Here is an 18,832-nt window from a genome sequence, read left to right on the forward strand (position 1 = left end):
TTTATGATTAGCATTAGCACTCGAAGGAACAGAGTGCTAACAGAGGTGAACATCATGCTAACAAAAAGACAATTGCTGATCCTGCAAGTCATCATTGATGATTTCATCGAGTCGGCACAGCCGGTGGGCTCACGGTCAATTGCCAAAAAAGATAGCATTCAGTACAGTTCAGCTACCATAAGGAATGAAATGGCAGATCTGGAAGATATGGGTTTCCTGGAAAAAACACACTCATCTTCCGGCAGAATACCATCAGAGCGAGGATACCGATATTATGTCGATCATCTGGTTTCACCTCAGGATACAGAAAGTAATACCCGTATCATCCATAACATTATGCAGGACGGATTATTTGAATTTGAACAAATCGTCCAAAGTTCTGCCGAAATTTTGTCTGAAATCACGAACTATACATCCATTATTCTAGGACCGGAAGTGTTTGAGACGAAACTAAAGCAGCTGCAAATCGTTTCGTTAACGCCGCATACAGCCGTAGCAATACTAGTGACCAATACCGGTCATGTGGAACATCGCTCTTTTTCTGTTCCTGAAGCGATTCATGCATCGGATTTGGAAAAAATGGTTAATATTTTAAATGATCGATTGTATGGTGTGCCGATTTTTAAGCTGTATGAAAAACTCAATACTGAAATTGTTAATCTGATGGATAAATATATGACAGATTTTGAAACATCATATGATTATCTGAAAGCTGCCTTTTTCAGCGAAAATCCGGTGAAGTTATACTTCGGAGGAAAAACAAATCTGCTGATGCAGCCTGAATTCAATGACATTGACAAAGTCCGGTCGTTTTATTCGATGATTGAAGAAGAGGATGAAATTGCCACTTTATTAAAAGGTGCCACTGACGGCATTAAGGTGACAATTGGACATGAGAATAAAGTTGATGCGATAAAGGATTGCAGTCTCATAACGGCCACTTATGAGATGAATGAGGAGCAAATGGGGACGATTGCATTGATTGGGCCAACCAGAATGGAATACAAACGGGTGATTGCATTGCTGAATACCTTATCGTCCGAAATGTCAGATGTATTGTATAAATGGTATCAGCATAATGAGTAAGATGGCATTTTGGAAGCTGTCCCATCATTTCTTTGGCAGATAAGAACGTGTACAATCCTCTATCTGCATAAGTCAACTAGGGTTCTCGCTTTAAGGCTTGGTGATAAGCCAAGTTTTCTAATGTAAAATTGTTTAAATGCAATACTTTTCATGTTATATTCTATCGTGGCAATTTCATATAGGAGGTGGCAGGGATGACAAAAGAAAATCAGGAAAAGCCGAATCAAAATGACGCAAAACAAGAAGAGCAGGAAGAAGTCATCACGGAAGTAATCGATGCAGATGAACAGGATGATACAGCGCAAACAGATTCTATTGAAGAAAATCCTCTTCAGGCGGAACTGGATCAGCTCAAACAGGAAAAGGATGATATGTATCAGCGACTACTGCGCGTACAGGCAGAATTCGATAATTTTAAAAAACGTTCCCAAAAAGAAAAAGAAGCGGATCGAAAATATAAAGCTGAAGAGATTGTAAAAGAATTATTGCCTGCTATCGATAACTTTGAACGGGCACTCCAAGTAGAGGTTACCGATGAAACGAAGAGCTTTGTTGAAGGTGTGACCATGGTTTATAACCAAATCAAGGAAGCTTTGAAATCGCAAGGTGTTGAGGAAATAGAATCTGTTGGTAAACCATTTGATCCAAACATTCATCATGCTGTCATGCAAGTAGAAGATGAAGAAGCTGAAGCAGACACAGTTACAGAAGAATTGCAAAAAGGCTATTATTTGAAAGACCGTGTTATCCGACCAGCAATGGTTAAAGTGAATAAGTAAATGGAAGAGCAGTGAAGGAGGAATTTGATTATGGGTAAAATAATCGGAATTGACTTAGGTACAACAAATTCATGTGTCGCAGTAATGGAAGGTGGGGAATCAGTCGTCATCCCCAATCCTGAGGGGAATCGTACAACACCATCCGTTGTTGCTTTCAAAAACGGTGAACGTCAAGTTGGTGAGGTGGCAAAACGTCAGGCCATCACCAACCCGGATACGATCCAGTCGATCAAACGTCATATGGGCACAGACTACAAAGTTAAAATCAATGATAAAGAATATACACCACAGGAAGTATCTGCCATTATCCTCCAGCATATTAAATCATATGCTGAAGATTACTTAGGTGACACTGTCGATAAAGCGGTTATTACAGTTCCGGCATACTTTAACGATGCTGAACGTCAGGCGACTAAAGATGCAGGTAAAATTGCAGGGCTGGAAGTTGAGCGTATTATCAATGAACCAACAGCTGCATCTCTGGCTTATGGAATTGATAAGGAAGATCAGGATCAGACCATTCTAGTATACGACTTGGGCGGCGGTACGTTTGACGTTTCCATCCTTGATATTGGTGACGGTACGTTTGAAGTTGTTTCAACCGCCGGTGATAACCGTTTGGGTGGCGATGATTTTGACGAAGTGATTATGGACTACATGGTCCAGGAGTTTAAAAAAGAAAACGGAATTGACCTTTCACAGGACAAAATGGCAAAGCAGCGTTTAAAAGATGCGGCCGAAAAAGCTAAAAAAGATCTTTCAGGTGTAACTCAAACACAAATTTCATTGCCATTTATCACAGCTGGCGAAAGTGGTCCGTTGCATCTGGAAATGAACTTGACACGTGCTAAGTTTGATGAACTGTCATCAGATCTGGTTGAACGTACGATGCAGCCAACGCGTAAGGCATTGAAGGACGCCGATCTGTCAGCAAAAGACATTCACAAAGTGCTTTTGGTTGGCGGTTCAACACGTATTCCTGCTGTTCAGGATGCCATTAAGCGTGAAACAGGCAAAGAGCCATCGAAAGGTGTTAACCCTGATGAAGTTGTTGCCCTGGGTGCAGCTATACAAGGCGGTGTTCTGCAGGGTGATGTCAAAGATGTTGTGTTACTGGACGTTACACCATTATCATTGGGTATTGAAACGATGGGAAGCGTCACAACAAAACTGATTGAACGGAATACAACAATCCCGACAAGCCATTCACAAGTATTTTCAACGGCAGCAGATAATCAGACAGCTGTCGATATCCATGTGCTGCAAGGTGAACGTGAAATGGCAGCAGATAACAAAACACTTGGCCGTTTCCAATTGACGGACATTCCGCCTGCACCGCGTGGCGTACCGCAAATTGAAGTTACATTTGATATTGATGCCAATGGTATTGTTAACGTAAGTGCAAAAGACAAAGGCACAAATAAAGAGCAGTCCATTACCATTAAATCTTCATCAGGTCTGTCAGATGAAGAAGTTGAGCAAATGGTAAAAGAAGCTGAAGAAAATGCCGAAGAGGATCAAAAGCGCCGTGAAGAAGCAGATCTGCGCAATGAAGCCGATCAACTGGTCTTCACAACCGATAAAACGATTAAGGATCTCGGCGATAATGTAACAGAAGAAGAAAAGCAAAAAGCAGAGGAAGCCAAAGAAGAACTTCAAAAAGCAATTGAATCTGATGACCTTGATCAAATCAGGGAAAAGAAAGATGCATTGCAGGAACAAGTGCAACAGCTTTCCGTTAAAATGTATGAACAAATGGCACAGGAGCAGCAAGCCAATCAGGAACAGCAAGGTGAGCAAGGTTCCGATGATGACGTCGTTGATGCCGACTACAAAGAAGTAGATGATGAAGAAGAAGATAAAAAATAATTTAATATAGGCAAGTGAAGTTCGACCAAGTCCACCATGTCAATTGCCAACGTCGAACGGACCTGCATCCTTTAGGCCCAAAGTCAAAGTCAGGAATCTCTTGACTTTGACTTTTTTCACTCAGAAAAGGGCAAAGTCTTTCTTTGTTTGCTATCAGAAAGCAGATAATGATATGATAAAATGTATGCAATAGTGTCGGGAGAGTGATTCACAAGTGAGTAAGCGCGACTATTATGAAGTGCTCGGTGTTGATAAAGGCGCTTCTAAAGATGAAATAAAGAAAGCCTATCGTAAGCTTGCAAGAAAATATCATCCGGATGTCAGCGAGGAAGAGAATGCAGCTGATAAGTTTAAGGAAGCTAAAGAAGCATATGAAGTATTAAGTGATGAGCAAAAAAGAGCTCAATATGATCAATTTGGTCATGCGGGTCCACAAGGTCAAGCCGGATTTGGCGGTGCACAGGACTTTGGTGATTTCGGCGGCTTTGGTGACATCTTTGATATGTTCTTTGGCGGCGGCCGCAGACGTGATCCGAACGCACCACAACAGGGTGCAGATCTACAGTATACGATGACGCTCGACTTTGAAGAAGCAATTTTTGGGAAAGAAGCAGATATCAATATACCGAAGGAAGAAGAATGTGATACGTGTCATGGTTCAGGCGCTAAACCTGGTACAAAAACAGAAACTTGTTCTCATTGTCATGGTTCCGGTCAATTAAATACAGAGCAGAATACACCATTTGGCCGTGTTGTCAATCGTCGCGTATGCCACCATTGTCATGGAACAGGTACCATTATTCCGGAAAAATGTAATACTTGTGGCGGTTCAGGTAAAGTGAAAGAGAACAAAAGTATTCATATTTCGATTCCTAAAGGTATTGATGAAGGGCAGCAAATCAGGGTTGCAGGCAAAGGTGAACCTGGTGTCAACGGAGGTCCTCCAGGAGATTTATTTGTTGTCATTCAAGTACGTTCCCATGAGTTTTTTGAACGGGAAGGGGATCATATTTACTGTGAATTACCAATCACATTTGCCCAGGCCGCTCTTGGAGATGAAGTCGAAGTGCCAACAGTGCATGGGAAAGTTATGCTGACAATACCTGCGAGTACCCAAACTGGAAAAGTTTTCCGATTGAAAGGAAAGGGTGCCCCAAATGTTCGCGGTTATGGTTATGGGGATCAACATGTCCAAATAAGGGTTGTGACACCAAGCAAACTTTCCGATCGACAGAAGGAATTACTCCGGGAATTCAATGAAATTGGCGGTAATGAGGCAACTGATGAGCAAAGTTCATTATTTCAGCGTTTTAAAAACGCGTTCAAAAGTTAAAGAGACTTTCACAGGATATGGTGACTTCTGCGTTGCCCACATGACGTGGGCGATTTAAGCAGAAGTTCCTTAATCCCAATTCTTAGATCGCCACTATGTATTTTGATTTTCAATTTTCCAGGAAACGAGTGGGTAAATATGAACTGGTCTGAAATAAGTATTCATACAACAAATGAAGCTGTGGAGCCGATATCCAATATTTTGCATGAAACAGGAGCCAGTGGCGTTGTTATTGAAGATCCGATTGATTTGAAGAAAGATAGAGAATCCTTGTTTGGCGAGGTCTATGAACTCAACCCAGCTGATTATCCTGAGGAAGGTGTTTACATTAAGGCATATTTGCCGGTGAATAGCTCTCTGGATGAAACAGTTGATGGAATAAAGCAGGCGATCAATAATCTGCGGGTGTATCATATTGATTTGGGTAAGAACAAGGTAACCTTAAATGAAATAAATGAAGAAGAATGGGCTACTGCCTGGAAAAAATACTATAAACCAGTCAAAATCTCCGAAAAGATTACAATTATCCCAACCTGGGAAGAATATGAAAATGCATCCAGTGATGAAGTCATCATTGAGCTCGATCCTGGCATGGCTTTTGGTACCGGGACACATCCGACAACAATGCTGAGTATCCAGGCTATTGAACAATACATAAACCAAAACGCTGTTGTTATCGATGTTGGGTGCGGTTCTGGTGTGCTAAGCATTGCTGCGGGACGCTTAGGTGCAAAAGAGGTCTACGCCTTTGACTTGGATGATATTGCTGTTAAAAGTACGCAAATTAATACCAGGTTAAACAACATAGAAGATAAGGTCATAGCGAAACAGAACAATTTGCTGGATCATGTCGATATGCAAGCTGACATGATTGTTTCTAACATCTTAGCTGAAATCATTGTAAGGTTTGCTGCTGATGCCTGGGAAAATTTGAAACCAAATGGGATATTCATCACTTCCGGTATTATACAGGCGAAAAAGCAAATGGTAACAGATGAACTGCAGCAAGCAGGGTTCAAGATTATCGACATAAACGAAATGGAAGACTGGGTATCCATTGTCGCCAAAAAGACTGAAAAGAAAAGTGGTGCCTGATTTGCAACGGTATTTTGTACCTGCGGAAAACTGGGAAGACAACCGGGTAATGATTACAAATGACGATGCACACCATATTAGTCGTGTTATGAGGTCGAAACCCGGTGACGTCATTATTTGCAATCATCCGGATGGAAAAGCTGTTACTTGTCAAATCACGGACATTACAAAAAATCATGTTCAAGCTGTCATCAAGGAACGGCTTGGCGAATCAGCTGAATTACCCGTTAATGTTACGATTGCACAGGGACTGCCCAAAAGTGATAAATTTGAACTCGTATTGCAGAAAGGAACAGAACTAGGTGCCACAGCATTTGTTCCGGTGCAAGCAGACCGTTCAGTCGTTGCTTGGGATGATAAAAAAACGGAAAAGAAAATGAACCGCTTTTCAAGGATTGTAAAAGAAGCGAGTGAACAGTGTCACCGCAACAAAATCCCATTTATTCAACCGGTGAGAGCGATAAAAACACTGGTGGATGAAAGCAGCGAGTATGATCTGAAGTTATTTGCCTTTGAAGAAGAAGCCAAAACTGAAGAATACCAGTCGTTTGGCATGCTCGTCAGCGAAATAAATCCGGGTGATCGCGTGCTAATCGTCATCGGCCCAGAAGGCGGATTCTCGGAACAGGAAGCAGCTTTACTCAAACAGAATGAATTCGTCCCCATCCGGCTGGGACCACGTATTTTACGTACTGAAACGGCTGCCTTATATGCATTGGCAAGCATATCTTATCATTTTGAAGAATTGGGGTGCAGATCATGCCGACAGTAGCTTTTCATACCTTAGGCTGCAAAGTGAATCACTATGAAACTGAAGGAATATGGAATATGTTCAAAGACAATGGTTACGAGCGCGTTGAATTTGATCGCCAGTCTGATGTTTATGTAATCAACACATGTACGGTTACCAATACAGGAGACAAAAAAAGCAGACAAGTCATCAGAAGGGCTGTCCGTAAAAATCCTGATGCCGTCATTTGTGTAACAGGCTGCTACGCACAGACATCCCCGGGTGAAATCATGGAAATCCCAGGTGTTGATGTCATTGTCGGAACACAAAACAGGAAGAAAATGATTGATTACATCGAGGAGCACCAGCAGACACGCGAACCAATCAATGGTGTCTCAAATATTATGAAAAATCGTGTTTTTGAAGAGATGGACGTTCCGGAATTTACTGATCGCACGCGCGCTTCATTAAAAATCCAGGAAGGGTGCAATAATTTCTGCACTTTTTGCATTATTCCTTGGTCGAGAGGTTTACTCCGGTCAAGAGACCCAGAAAATGTCATTAACCAAGCCCAAAACCTGGTGGATGCGGGATTCAAAGAGATTGTGCTGACCGGAATTCATACTGCGGGTTATGGAGAGGACATGAATGATTACAATTTTGCCAAATTGCTGCAGGAACTTGAAACAAAAGTTGACGGACTGAAAAGAATTCGCATTTCATCTATTGAAGCAAGTCAAATTACTGATGAAGTCATCGATGTGCTGGATAAATCCGAAAAAATTGTACGCCATTTGCATATTCCACTTCAGGCAGGATCTGACAGTGTGCTGAACCGTATGCGGAGAAAGTACTCTACAGCATTTTATAAGCAAAAGATAGCAAAAATTCGACAGGCGCTACCTGGACTTGCCATCACCTCAGATGTTATTGTCGGGTTTCCAGGCGAAACGGAAGAAGAATTTATGGAGACATTTCACTTTGTTAAAGAGATCGGATATTCAGAGCTCCATGTATTTCCATTCTCAAGAAGAACTGGTACGCCAGCTGCTCGTATGCAGGATCAGGTTGATGATGATATCAAGCATGAGCGGGTTAACCGGATGATAGAATTGTCAAACCAACTTGCAAAAGAGTATGCTTCCCATTATGAAGAGGAAGTACTGGAAGTCATACCGGAAGATCATGTTAAGGAAGCCGGTGAGCATACCCTTGAAGGTTACACCGATAATTATTTGAAAGTCCGTTTCACCGGATCAAAAGAATTAATCGGAAAAATTGTTCGCGTCAAAATAACACGCTCAGGATATCCTTATAATGAAGGCACATTTGTTCGCGTTATGGACGATACTGCAAATGGAAAGATTGAAGTGCCTTCTTAAATCCCGAAAGCTGCCTGGAGTTTTATCTTTGCTGTGAAATTATGCCGGCATATGCTATGATGAGCGAAGAGGTACGAACAACTAAACATGGGAGGAAGGAATACAATGAGTGCAGATCTCGCCAAATATATTGACCATACACAGTTAAAACCTGACACAACGAAAGAAAAGATTGTGCGGATTGTAAATGAAGCACGTGAACATGGGTTTGCATCGGTTTGTGTCAATCCATATTGGGTACCCTATTGTTATGAAAACTTGAAAGATACTAAGGTAAGAGTGTGTACCGTTATCGGCTTCCCGTTGGGTGCGACGTCGACAGCGTCCAAAGTGTCCGAAACAAAACAGGCGATTCAAGACGGTGCAACAGAAGTAGATATGGTGATCAATGTCGGCGAATTAAAGTCAGCTAATGATGAGGCTGTACAGCGGGATATTGAGGCTGTTGTTGAGGAAGCAGAAGGAAGTGCATTGGTAAAAGTGATTATCGAAACATCCCTGCTTGACCATGATGAAAAGGTGCGTGCGTGTCAGCTGGCAAAAACAGCAGGCGCCGATTTTGTCAAAACATCGACAGGATTTTCCGGTGGTGGTGCAACCATAGAAGATATTGCACTAATGCGGAAAACAGTCGGAAGTGACATGGGTGTAAAAGCTTCAGGCGGAGTCCGTGATCTGGCGTCAACGAAAGCAATGATTGATGCAGGTGCAAACCGGATTGGCGCAAGTGCCGGTGTAGATATCATAGCCGGTGAAACAGGTACATCTGACTATTAATAGATGACCAAAATTGGTCATAATACAACATTTAAGTTGACCCGGTTATCTGGTTATATTATAATAAGCAAAGACATGTCATATGATTATATATACATGTCTTTGCTTTTATTTTTTGTTTTGTGCTTCGGAGGGAGGGAAATTAGCATGTCAAATACAACTCGCGTTCGTAAAAACGAGTCTCTTGAAGATGCTCTTCGTCGCTTTAAACGCAGCGTATCCAAAAATGGTACATTGCAGGAATATCGCAAGCGTGAACATTATGAAAAACCAAGCGTACGACGCAAGAAAAAGTCTGAAGCTGCAAGAAAACGCAAATAATAAAGAAGGTGCAAGCCCATGGCATTAATTGAACAGCTTAACCAGGATATGAAGCAGGCGATGAAACATAAGGAAAAAGACAGACTTGCTGTCATACGCATGGTAAAAGCTTCATTGCAAAATGAGTCAATTAAACTCGGTAATAAAAATCTTTCGGAAGACGAGGAATTAACCGTACTTTCAAGAGAGTTAAAGCAAAGGAAGGATTCCCTCCAGGAGTTTAAATCAGCAGGCCGCGATGACCTTGTTGATAAGCTTGAAACCGAAATCAATTTTATTCAGGGATATATGCCCCAACAGCTTACAGAAGTAGAACTGGAGCAGGTCATAAAGTCCGCCATTAAAGAAGTCAATGCATCTTCCAAACAGGACATGGGCAAGGTAATGAGTACAGTTATGCCTAAAGTAAAAGGGAAGGCTGATGGTGCACGCATTAATCAACTTGTTCAAAAACATTTAAGCTAATTTTTTAAAGGTCTTGTCACAGCTGGCAGGACCTTTTTCACTATAAAGGAACATATCAGTAAGCATCTTTTATGAGAGACGCTATCATCTTTCCCTTAGTCATGTTACGATTTACTTATGATACTTAAATTGAAACTTTTTACCAATATAAGACGTAGGAATAATTGCCGGGTATAACAGAAAGGGGGGCAGCAGTGTGTATGGTGACAGGCGCAGGCGGTTTAGCATTTTTGCAATTGTATTCGTTGTCATGTGTTCTATATTCAGTCTGATTTCTTCTGTATATGCTGAGGAAAATGGCAGTGGTCAACTCATCTACGTGATTCCGATTGAAAACGAAGTGGAAAAGGGACTGGAAGCTTTCTTGAACCGGGCTACAGAAGAAGCTGAAGAAGAAGGAGCTGACCATATTATCTTTGAAATTGATACCCCGGGAGGTGCTGTGGCAGCTGCTGAACAAATCGGCGAATTATTGCAAAATCTGGAAAGCGAAACGACGACTTACATCCTCAACCGGGCTCTGTCGGCAGGTTCTTATCTTGCATTAAATACGGATAACATTTACATGAAACCCCAGGCCACTATGGGGGCAAGCGGTGTCATTAATCAGGATGGTACCGCTGCTGATGAAAAGGCGCAATCAGCATGGTTATCGGCCATGAAAAGTGCAGCAGAATCAAAGGGGAGAGACCCGCAATACGCTGCTGCGATGGCAGATCCGAGTATTGATATGCCTGAATACGCCGCAGAGGAAGGCAAATATCTGACATTAGGTCCAAGTTCGGCCGAAGAAGTGGGATACTCCAATGGTACTGTAGAAGATCGTACGGTTCTCCTGGAGGAATTGGGATTAAACAATGCAACTGTTGTTGAGAAAGAATTGACTTTCTCTGAACATATCGCCCGATTTATCACCAATCCAGTAGTGGTGCCAATCCTTCTGTCAATTGCCAGTCTTGGTCTGATCGTTGAGTTGTTTTCTCCGGGCTTTGGAATTCCTGGTATAATGGGCGTGCTGGCTTTAATACTATTTTTTTACGGTCATGTGGTTGCAGGTCTGGCCGGGATGGAGGCAATCATATTATTAATACTTGGGGCTGGCTTAATCATTGCAGAGTTATTTTTACCGGGAGGCATAGCAGGTTTAATAGGCGTTGGTGCCATCATCGGATCCCTGGTTATGTCAGGTGAGGATTTGGGACATATGGCAATGAGTATCAGTATTGCTTTGATCGTTACGATTATTGCCGCTACGATCCTGTTTAAAACGATGGGAGGGGATAAAGGATTTTTCCGTCGTATGGTATTAACCGATCGGACATCAAATGAGCTGGGTTATGTCTCCTCTGAAAATCGTCTGGAGTTAATTGGTTTGGAAGGCAGAACTGTAACTCCTTTACGTCCATCAGGCAGTGCATTGTTTGGCGATGAACGTCTGGATGTTGTAACAGAGGGGGGGTTCATTGAAAAAGATCAATTGGTAAAAGTGGTTAAAGTGGAAGGCGTTCGCATCGTCGTGCGAGCATTATAATATGCAGAAATATTTGGGAGGAATTGATATGGATTTGGAACAACTGATGCCGATTATTATAATCGCGATCATTTTAATTGTTCTTGCAGTATTATTTACGTTTATTCCAGTGATGCTGTGGATCAGTGCGCTGGCAGCAGGTGTAAAAGTTGGTATTTTCACACTTGTCGGGATGCGTTTGCGCCGGGTTGTACCAGCAAGAGTCATTAACCCACTGATCAAAGCACATAAAGCAGGATTGGATGTATCGACCAATCAACTGGAAAGCCATTACCTTGCAGGAGGTAACGTTGACAGGGTAGTTAATGCACTGATTGCTGCTCACAGAGCGAATATCGAACTGTCATTCGAACGTACGGCCGCAATTGATTTGGCTGGCCGGGACGTATTGGATGCTGTGCAGATGAGTGTTAATCCTAAGGTGATTGAAACGCCTTTTATAGCTGGTATTGCGATGGATGGAATTGAAGTGAAAGCCAAGGCGCGGATTACAGTACGTGCCAACATTGACCGGCTTGTTGGCGGGGCCGGAGAAGATACGGTCATTGCCCGTGTCGGTGAAGGGGTCGTCAGCACTATCGGCAGCTCAGAAGCACATACAGCCGTTTTAGAGAATCCTGATTCCATCTCACATAATGTTTTAGGCAAAGGTCTGGACTCAGGGACAGCGTTTGAAATCCTTTCGATCGATATTGCTGATGTGGATATCGGGAAAAATATTGGCGCTATTCTGCAGACAGATCAGGCTGAAGCTGATAAAAATATCGCACAGGCTAAAGCGGAAGAGAGACGTGCAATGGCTGTGGCACAAGAGCAGGAAATGGTTGCCCGTGTTGAAGAAATGCGTGCAAAAGTTGTCGAAGCTGAAGCAGATGTACCACGTGCACTTGCGGAAGCATTGCGTTCCGGCAACATGGGTGTTATGGACTACATGAACTACAAGAATATTGATGCTGATACCGACATGCGTGATACAATCGGTAAACTGACGCAGGATAATGATGATAATGAGGATGACAATCATAATCAATAACGTGTCGGCTTATGCTTAACAGGCTGTCATGTCCACATCTAAAAATAGTTAAAAACGTGAATAGAAAGTGGAAACCAACTGCCTGTAATGATCCGATTCGTTCAACTACTATTCAGCGAGGTAAGAACGCCTCACTGAATGAAGGTTCACTTTATGACCAAGGAGGGTTACGATGGAAGTAATTTTAATCATTCTTGCCATCGTTGCAGCACTTTCGGGTTTTTTCAAAGATAATTCGGATACTGATACAAGAATACCGAAACGTGGCAATAGCCAGCCTGGGCCAGTATCACCTCCCTCTGGCGGTGGAAACAGGAATGGCGGCAAAAGTGTGGACGAACCGCAGTCCACGGTTTCTACGGCATCACTTGAAGAGCAACAGTACGAACAGCGCAGACAATTGGCTGAACGTATGAATACAATGGAACAGAAACAGACACCAGAGCGTGAGCATGATGTGATTATGAAGCATAATACCAGAGAACCGGGAACCGATTTATCGGTTGAACAGCAGAAAATGAAAAAGCGGATGAACAGCAATTTGACTCGGACTGGTTTGATCAATGGTGTCATCATGTCGGAGGTTTTAGGCCCTCCAAGAGCGGTTAAGCCATATAAAAGTATTGTCGACCAACGAAAAAAATAAAAGAAAAATATTCAGAATCAATATCAGCAATAATGCCTGATATTGGTTCTTTTTTTGTTCTTATCCCGTCGTCAAATTCATAAATATATGATGAGAGGGGGGCCGCATCCGTGAAAAAATGGCAACAGCGAATTGGTCCATGGCTATCAAAGTATTTTTCACTTCCTTCTGACGTTATGATGGAGTTACCAAGAGTGACGATGATTGGTCAGCTTCATGTCTATATTGAGAACCATCAAGGTTTAACTGTTTATTCCGATACAGAACTGAAACTGAAATCCAATAAAGGCTATATCCAAATTTCCGGTTCATCATTTGTATTGAAAATGATGCTGCCCGAAGAAATATTGCTGGAAGGGAATATTGAAGAGGTCAAATTCATACCTGAGTAAAAATTAATCTGAAGGAGGAGGCAATGAAACATATACAAGGTTCTTCGCTGACGGGATACGTTACTGTCTTCGTGAAAGGGATCCAGCCTGAGTTATTTTTTCAAAGATGCAGCGAACAGGATATTATTGTCTGGAATGTCGAAAAAAAATCAGAAAATGTTTGTTCGGGAAATGTTAAATTGCAGGACATATCCCGAGTAAAGCATATAAAACGCGGGACAGATTATAAGTTATCGTTTAAGAATAAGCGTGGCTTCCCTTTTATGATGAAAAAGTTTACCCGAAAAAAAGAGATTCTGGTTGGGCTTTTGTTAAGTATTTTGCTTATTTTTTTCCTGTCAAATATTATATGGGAAATCAAGATAACAGGGGTTCCAAAGGACATTGAGGAAAAAATCAGTGAACAGTTGACACAATATGGAGTACATCAGGGAACATGGTCTTTCACCCTGGATTCTCCAAGTGAAATCCAGCAAAATCTAATCAACGACATACCAGAATTATTGTGGGTTGGTGTGCAGCAAAAAGGGACAAGCTTTTTGTTGGAAGGTGTCGAGAAAACAATTGTGGAGGAAGATGAAGTTGAAGGTCCAAGAAACTTGGTAGCAACCAAAAAGGGCGTCATTGAAAATATGTACGTTTCCAAAGGTTTGCCGCAAGTTCAGGTAAATGATTATGTTGAACCCGGGGATGTACTCGTTTCAGGGAAAATACAATTTACTAACGATGAACAGACAGATGATGACGGCGAAGAGGAGGACGAGGCGTATGAGCTGATCGCAGCAGAGGGAGAAGTGATTGCAAGAACCTGGTATGAAACAGAGGTAACGGTACCATTAAAGACGAATTATGAACAATTGACTGGTGACAGTGAAACAAAATATCATTTGAAAATGCTTGGTGCCGAATTTCCTGTTTGGGGTTTTGGCAATCCGGAGTATAAAGACATTCACCGGGAACGGCATGAAAAAGATCTATATTTTTTTAAATGGAAATTGCCTATAACATTCATGGAAACGATCTTGAGTGAAAAAACATATCATGAAGCCGAAAGGAGTAAGGAAGAAGCCATTGATGTCGGTATAAAACAAGCCAAAAACGAGCTTCAATTAAGGCTGGGTCCCGAAGCCGAGATAATTTCTGAAAATATTTTGCAAGAAACGACTGAGAATGGTAAAGTTAAACTAATCTTATATATGGCTGTTGAAGAAAATATTGTCAAATATGAACCAATAGACCAAGGAGATTGATTATGCCGAATAACTTGAAAACAATCGAGTTACAGCTTACAAGCCCTAATGAAGCGTTGGCTTTATTTGGCACGAATGATAAATATTTAAAACAGATTGAAGAACTGCTGGATGTTTCAATCGTTACCAGGGGTGAACAGGTAAGTGTTTCTGGCAGTAATGAAAATATCGTATTGGCAGAGGAAATCCTACTTACATTATTGTCGATTGTCAGGAAAGGATTGGACCTTACCGAACGGGATGTTGTTTATGCTGTGGACTTAGCCAAAAAAGGTAAAATCAATCAGTTTGAAACACTTTTTGAAGATGAAATAACGAAAAATGCGAAAGGCAAGTCGATTCGTGTCCAAACATTAGGGCAAAAACACTATATTGACGCCATTAAATCAAATGACCTTGTCTTCGGTATCGGCCCGGCCGGTACCGGTAAAACATACCTTGCCGTTGTCATGGCGGTACACGCTCTAAAAAATGGGGAAGTTAAGCGGATTATTTTAACACGTCCTGCTGTTGAAGCGGGTGAAAGTTTAGGTTTTTTGCCAGGTGATTTGAAAGAAAAAGTTGATCCATATTTAAGACCATTGTATGATGCATTGCATGACGTGTTCGGAAGTGAGCACACGGTGCGTCTGATTGAGCGTGATACGATTGAAATCGCACCACTCGCCTACATGCGCGGCCGAACACTCGATGACGCTTTTGTCATATTGGACGAGGCCCAGAATACAACCCCTGAACAAATGAAAATGTTTTTGACGCGATTAGGGTTTGGATCAAAAATGGTCATTAATGGAGACATAACCCAAATTGATCTGCCTAATGGCGTAAAATCAGGTCTTCACGCAGCCCAACATATTTTGACACCGGTAAATGGGATATCATTTGTTCATTTAAATGAAACAGATGTAGTAAGGCATCCGTTAGTGCAAAAAATTATTAATGCCTATGAAAAAGCTGAATGAAAAAACAAGGAGTGTAAGACCCCAGAGATAGCGGGTCTTATTTCTATATAATTCATGGTTGTGGGGGGTGACAAAATGAAATGGCTGCACTCGCTGAACCTGCTCATTAAAAAGATTTGGTCCGGATGGATTGTGGTTTTATTAACCGTTTTTCTTTTAGGTATCACTTTTTTTCTTGTCACCATCCAGAATGTTTTTACAGAAACATACGATATTGAGCGGTTTACAAATGCCAATGAAACGATCCGCTCCCCTGTAACGATCGAACATGAACAGGAAACAGAGCGAAAAACCAGGGAGACTGTTCAATCGGTTGAAGACCGGTTTAATATCTCCAGTGAAATAACCGAAGAGCGAACAGCTTACATTGAAGAAGTATTTGATGCGATCACAATATTAAATGAGCCTGAAAAACAGAATGATAGCATGTCAGAATCAATTGCTGAAAACCCAAATGATTCATTGGCACCTCAGGAGAAATTAGAGCGGTTGAAGCAGCTGTTATCTCCAGAAATAACGGAATCCGTCAATCAGGATGTATTTATTGAGCTGCTTAACGCTGAATCTGAGGAACGAGAGGATGCCAAAGAATTACTTATCCGCTCGGTTAATGAAGTCATGGAGGAAGGTATTCGGGCTGAAAACATTCAACATGCTCAGTCAGAAGTGGAGCAAAACATTCAATTTTCAGAATTGGATAATGATATGAAGTCATCACTGCTTGGGTTAAGCAGTTTTGCTGTTATTGAAAATTCATTTTTTGATGCTGAAAAAACGGCGGAGGCACGTAAAGAAGCTGCCAGTGATGTAGATCCTGTTGTAATCCGAGCGGGCGAGGTTATTATCAGGGAAGGGCAGATGATTACGAATGAAATTTATGAGGAATTGGAACTTGTCGGTGTTTTGGACAATCAGCAAAATATGTTTCCCGTCATCGGCTTAGTGCTGTTCATATTTCTTATTATGATTGTAATGGCAAATGAGATAAATGTACTGGTGAAACATCATGGACTGGATAAAGGAAAACTGGCATCCATCTTGTTTATCAGTTTGATTGTCATCACATTTATGAAACTGACAAGTCTGTATACAACCTCTGTTAATCAGCTGTTTTTTGCTGTACCTGCAGCAGCAGGAGCATTATTGCTGAAATTATTGCTCCATGAGAGAATAGCGATTGTATTGTCGATTCTTTATGCTATCCTGGGCAGCATTATGTTTAACGGGCAAATTCCCGGATCGCTTAATGTGGAAGCAGGTATTTATTTCTTTTTCTCACAAATGGCAGGAATTATCTTCCTCGTTAATATAAAAGATCGCATGGCTATTTTAAAAGCAGGAATGGGTATGGCTGTCATTAATGTGGTTACTGTATTAGTATTTTTATTCCTTTCCATTGAAAAATATGCTTTGGCTGATCTGTTTCTCCAATCAGGATACGGGGTCATTGCCGCATTTCTATCAGCTGTGCTCACAGTTGGTTTGCTGCCATTTTTCGAAACTGGATTGGGGATACTGTCCGACTATAAATTGCTGTCACTTGCCAAACCGAACCAACCGTTGCTCCGCAAAATATTAACAGAAGCACCCGGCACATATCATCACTCGGTAATGGTGGCGAATCTCAGTGAAACGGCATGTGAATCAATTGGTGCAAACGGACTGCTGGCAAGGGTTGGGGCTTACTATCATGATATTGGAAAGACGATTATCCCGCATTATTTTATTGAAAATCAGATGGCGATTAAAAACCCACATGATGTAATGCAACCAAGACAAAGTGCAGAAATTATTATAAGTCATCCATACAATGGGGCTACTATTCTTAAGGAACATAAATTGCCAAAAGAGATTATTGATATCGCAATGCAGCATCATGGAACGATGTTGTTAAAATACTTTTATTATAAAGAGCAGGAAAAAAATAAACATGTGCGAGAGGGGGATTTCAGATATCCCGGTCCGAAACCGCAGACAAAGGAAGCCGCTGTTATTTGTATTTGCGATTCGGTCGAGGCAGCAGTTCGATCATTAAAGGAACCGACAGAGGGTAAAATTGATGAAATCGTTGGATCAATTGTCAATGACAGGCTGATGGATGGCCAATTGAGTGAGTGCCCGCTGACATTGAAAGAATTGGATCATATACACCAGACGATTTGTGAAACACTAAAAGGAATTTTTCATTCAAGAATTCAATATCCGATGAAGGAGGCTAAATAATGCATATTGATTTTCACGATCAGACAAATTCTGTTCCCGTTGATTATATTGATGTACTCCAGCGTCTACTTATTTTCACAGGAGAAAAAGAAAAGGTTGCCAGTGAAGCTGAAGTATCTGTCACGTTTGTAAACAATCAGGAAATCAAAGAAATCAATCGAAATTACCGTCAGCAGGATAAACCAACAGATGTTATTTCGTTTGCTATGCAGGAAAAAGTGGATGATGAAGCAGAGATTCTCGGCGAAGACCTTCCGCTTGTTCTCGGTGATATTGTTATTTCAGTTGATAAAGCTAAAGAACAGGCAAACGATTACGGACACTCACTAGAGCGGGAATTGGGCTTTTTAACGGTTCATGGTTTTCTGCATCTGCTCGGGTACGATCACAGGAACCAGGAGGACGAAGCAGAAATGTTTGGAAAACAAGATGAGATATTAGGTGAATTTGGCCTTGAACGATAAACAAGGAAAATCAGTATTTGGGTTTATCCACGCATGGAATGGTCTCAAAGCCATCACTCGAACAGAACGGAATTTCCGGATACACATCATGGCAGCAGTATTTGCAGTAGCAGCAGGTTTAGCCTTTCGTTTATCAGTAATAAAGTGGTCTGTTATCATTCTTGTTATCGGATTGGTATTGATCGCTGAAATATTGAATACAGCAATTGAAAAAATGCTGGATTATTTGAAGCCGGATTTACACCCGCAAGCTAAATTCATCAAAGATCTGGCAGCAGGTTCCGTTTTAGTATCTGCTGTTATTGCTGTTTTGGCAGGAATGCTTGTGTTCATTCCTGAACTTTACAAACTTTTTCGATAAAGCCTTGGCATTGTTGGCGTTTTTTTACCTGTTCTTGTCATGTTTTGTTGAAAAAACAGTTCTTTTCAAAGGTTTTGTCCATATGCATGAAACGTACTTGATTTTATAGTATGATAAAAAATATCACTAGAAT

At 41.5% G+C, this 18,832-nt stretch carries 19 protein-coding genes; all 19 read left to right on the forward strand.

Features of this window, described 5'->3' with window-relative positions:
• Positions 1–54 precede the first annotated feature (54 nt).
• The 19 genes from hrcA to BM195_RS00600 all read left to right on the forward strand — a co-directional run bounded on the left by hrcA (position 55) and on the right by BM195_RS00600 (position 18,699).
• A complete protein-coding gene (hrcA, locus tag BM195_RS00510; protein WP_090232069.1) occupies positions 55–1,086 on the forward strand; it encodes a heat-inducible transcriptional repressor HrcA in 1,032 nt (343 codons plus the stop codon).
• 194 nt (positions 1,087–1,280) lie between these two features.
• Positions 1,281–1,865 carry a nucleotide exchange factor GrpE gene (gene grpE, locus BM195_RS00515; protein ID WP_090232071.1) on the forward strand — a complete coding sequence of 195 codons (585 nt, stop codon included), beginning with the start codon at positions 1,281–1,283 and terminating at the stop codon, positions 1,863–1,865.
• 30 nt (positions 1,866–1,895) lie between these two features.
• Entirely contained in the window at positions 1,896–3,734 is a 1,839-nt protein-coding gene (gene dnaK / locus BM195_RS00520) for a molecular chaperone DnaK (RefSeq protein ID WP_090232073.1), read from the forward strand.
• 214 nt (positions 3,735–3,948) lie between these two features.
• A complete protein-coding gene (dnaJ, locus tag BM195_RS00525) occupies positions 3,949–5,067 on the forward strand; it encodes a molecular chaperone DnaJ (protein WP_090232076.1) in 1,119 nt (372 codons plus the stop codon).
• 138 nt (positions 5,068–5,205) lie between these two features.
• Positions 5,206–6,162, forward strand: a complete 957-nt coding sequence (gene prmA, locus BM195_RS00530; RefSeq protein ID WP_090232079.1) for a 50S ribosomal protein L11 methyltransferase — start codon at positions 5,206–5,208, stop codon at positions 6,160–6,162.
• A 1-nt stretch (position 6,163) separates the two neighbouring features.
• Positions 6,164–6,934 carry a 16S rRNA (uracil(1498)-N(3))-methyltransferase gene (locus BM195_RS00535; protein ID WP_090232082.1) on the forward strand — a complete coding sequence of 257 codons (771 nt, stop codon included), beginning with the start codon at positions 6,164–6,166 and terminating at the stop codon, positions 6,932–6,934.
• Complete coding sequence (mtaB, locus tag BM195_RS00540) at positions 6,922–8,274, forward strand: tRNA (N(6)-L-threonylcarbamoyladenosine(37)-C(2))-methylthiotransferase MtaB (RefSeq protein ID WP_090232085.1); 1,353 nt, start codon at positions 6,922–6,924, stop codon at positions 8,272–8,274. The genes BM195_RS00535 and mtaB overlap by 13 nt, the downstream gene beginning before the upstream one ends.
• A gap of 105 nt (positions 8,275–8,379) precedes the next feature.
• The gene (deoC, locus tag BM195_RS00545; RefSeq protein WP_090232087.1) at positions 8,380–9,051 is read left to right on the forward strand and encodes a deoxyribose-phosphate aldolase; all 672 of its coding nucleotides are present in this window, start codon (positions 8,380–8,382) and stop codon (positions 9,049–9,051) included.
• A gap of 147 nt (positions 9,052–9,198) precedes the next feature.
• A complete protein-coding gene (rpsU, locus tag BM195_RS00550; RefSeq protein WP_090232090.1) occupies positions 9,199–9,372 on the forward strand; it encodes a 30S ribosomal protein S21 in 174 nt (57 codons plus the stop codon).
• An 18-nt stretch (positions 9,373–9,390) separates the two neighbouring features.
• Positions 9,391–9,837, forward strand: a complete 447-nt coding sequence (locus tag BM195_RS00555; RefSeq protein ID WP_090232093.1) for a GatB/YqeY domain-containing protein — start codon at positions 9,391–9,393, stop codon at positions 9,835–9,837.
• A 196-nt stretch (positions 9,838–10,033) separates the two neighbouring features.
• Positions 10,034–11,368: an NfeD family protein gene (locus tag BM195_RS00560; protein WP_425283886.1), complete on the forward strand. Its 1,335-nt coding sequence runs from the start codon at positions 10,034–10,036 to the stop codon at positions 11,366–11,368.
• A 28-nt stretch (positions 11,369–11,396) separates the two neighbouring features.
• Positions 11,397–12,401: a flotillin-like protein FloA gene (gene floA, locus BM195_RS00565; protein ID WP_090232096.1), complete on the forward strand. Its 1,005-nt coding sequence runs from the start codon at positions 11,397–11,399 to the stop codon at positions 12,399–12,401.
• A 172-nt stretch (positions 12,402–12,573) separates the two neighbouring features.
• Positions 12,574–13,047 (forward strand): hypothetical protein, encoded by a 474-nt coding sequence (locus BM195_RS00570; RefSeq protein ID WP_090232098.1) that lies wholly within the window; start codon positions 12,574–12,576, stop codon positions 13,045–13,047.
• A 110-nt stretch (positions 13,048–13,157) separates the two neighbouring features.
• Complete coding sequence (gene yqfC, locus BM195_RS00575; RefSeq protein ID WP_090232101.1) at positions 13,158–13,439, forward strand: sporulation protein YqfC; 282 nt, start codon at positions 13,158–13,160, stop codon at positions 13,437–13,439.
• A gap of 23 nt (positions 13,440–13,462) precedes the next feature.
• Positions 13,463–14,689, forward strand: a complete 1,227-nt coding sequence (gene yqfD, locus BM195_RS00580) for a sporulation protein YqfD (RefSeq protein ID WP_090232104.1) — start codon at positions 13,463–13,465, stop codon at positions 14,687–14,689.
• A 2-nt stretch (positions 14,690–14,691) separates the two neighbouring features.
• Positions 14,692–15,651, forward strand: a complete 960-nt coding sequence (locus tag BM195_RS00585) for a PhoH family protein (RefSeq protein ID WP_090232106.1) — start codon at positions 14,692–14,694, stop codon at positions 15,649–15,651.
• Positions 15,652–15,726: 75 nt separating this feature from the next.
• A complete protein-coding gene (locus tag BM195_RS00590) occupies positions 15,727–17,874 on the forward strand; it encodes an HD family phosphohydrolase (protein WP_244535636.1) in 2,148 nt (715 codons plus the stop codon).
• On the forward strand, positions 17,874–18,338 hold the full coding sequence (gene ybeY / locus BM195_RS00595) for an rRNA maturation RNase YbeY (RefSeq protein WP_090232111.1): 465 nt from the start codon (positions 17,874–17,876) through the stop codon (positions 18,336–18,338). The genes BM195_RS00590 and ybeY overlap by 1 nt, the downstream gene beginning before the upstream one ends.
• A complete protein-coding gene (locus tag BM195_RS00600; protein ID WP_090232113.1) occupies positions 18,328–18,699 on the forward strand; it encodes a diacylglycerol kinase family protein in 372 nt (123 codons plus the stop codon). The genes ybeY and BM195_RS00600 overlap by 11 nt, the downstream gene beginning before the upstream one ends.
• Positions 18,700–18,832 lie beyond the last annotated feature (133 nt).

Origin of the sequence: Lentibacillus halodurans (assembly GCF_900112045.1) — a bacterium.
In the GTDB taxonomy this organism is placed as follows: domain Bacteria; phylum Bacillota; class Bacilli; order Bacillales; family Amphibacillaceae; genus Lentibacillus; species Lentibacillus halodurans.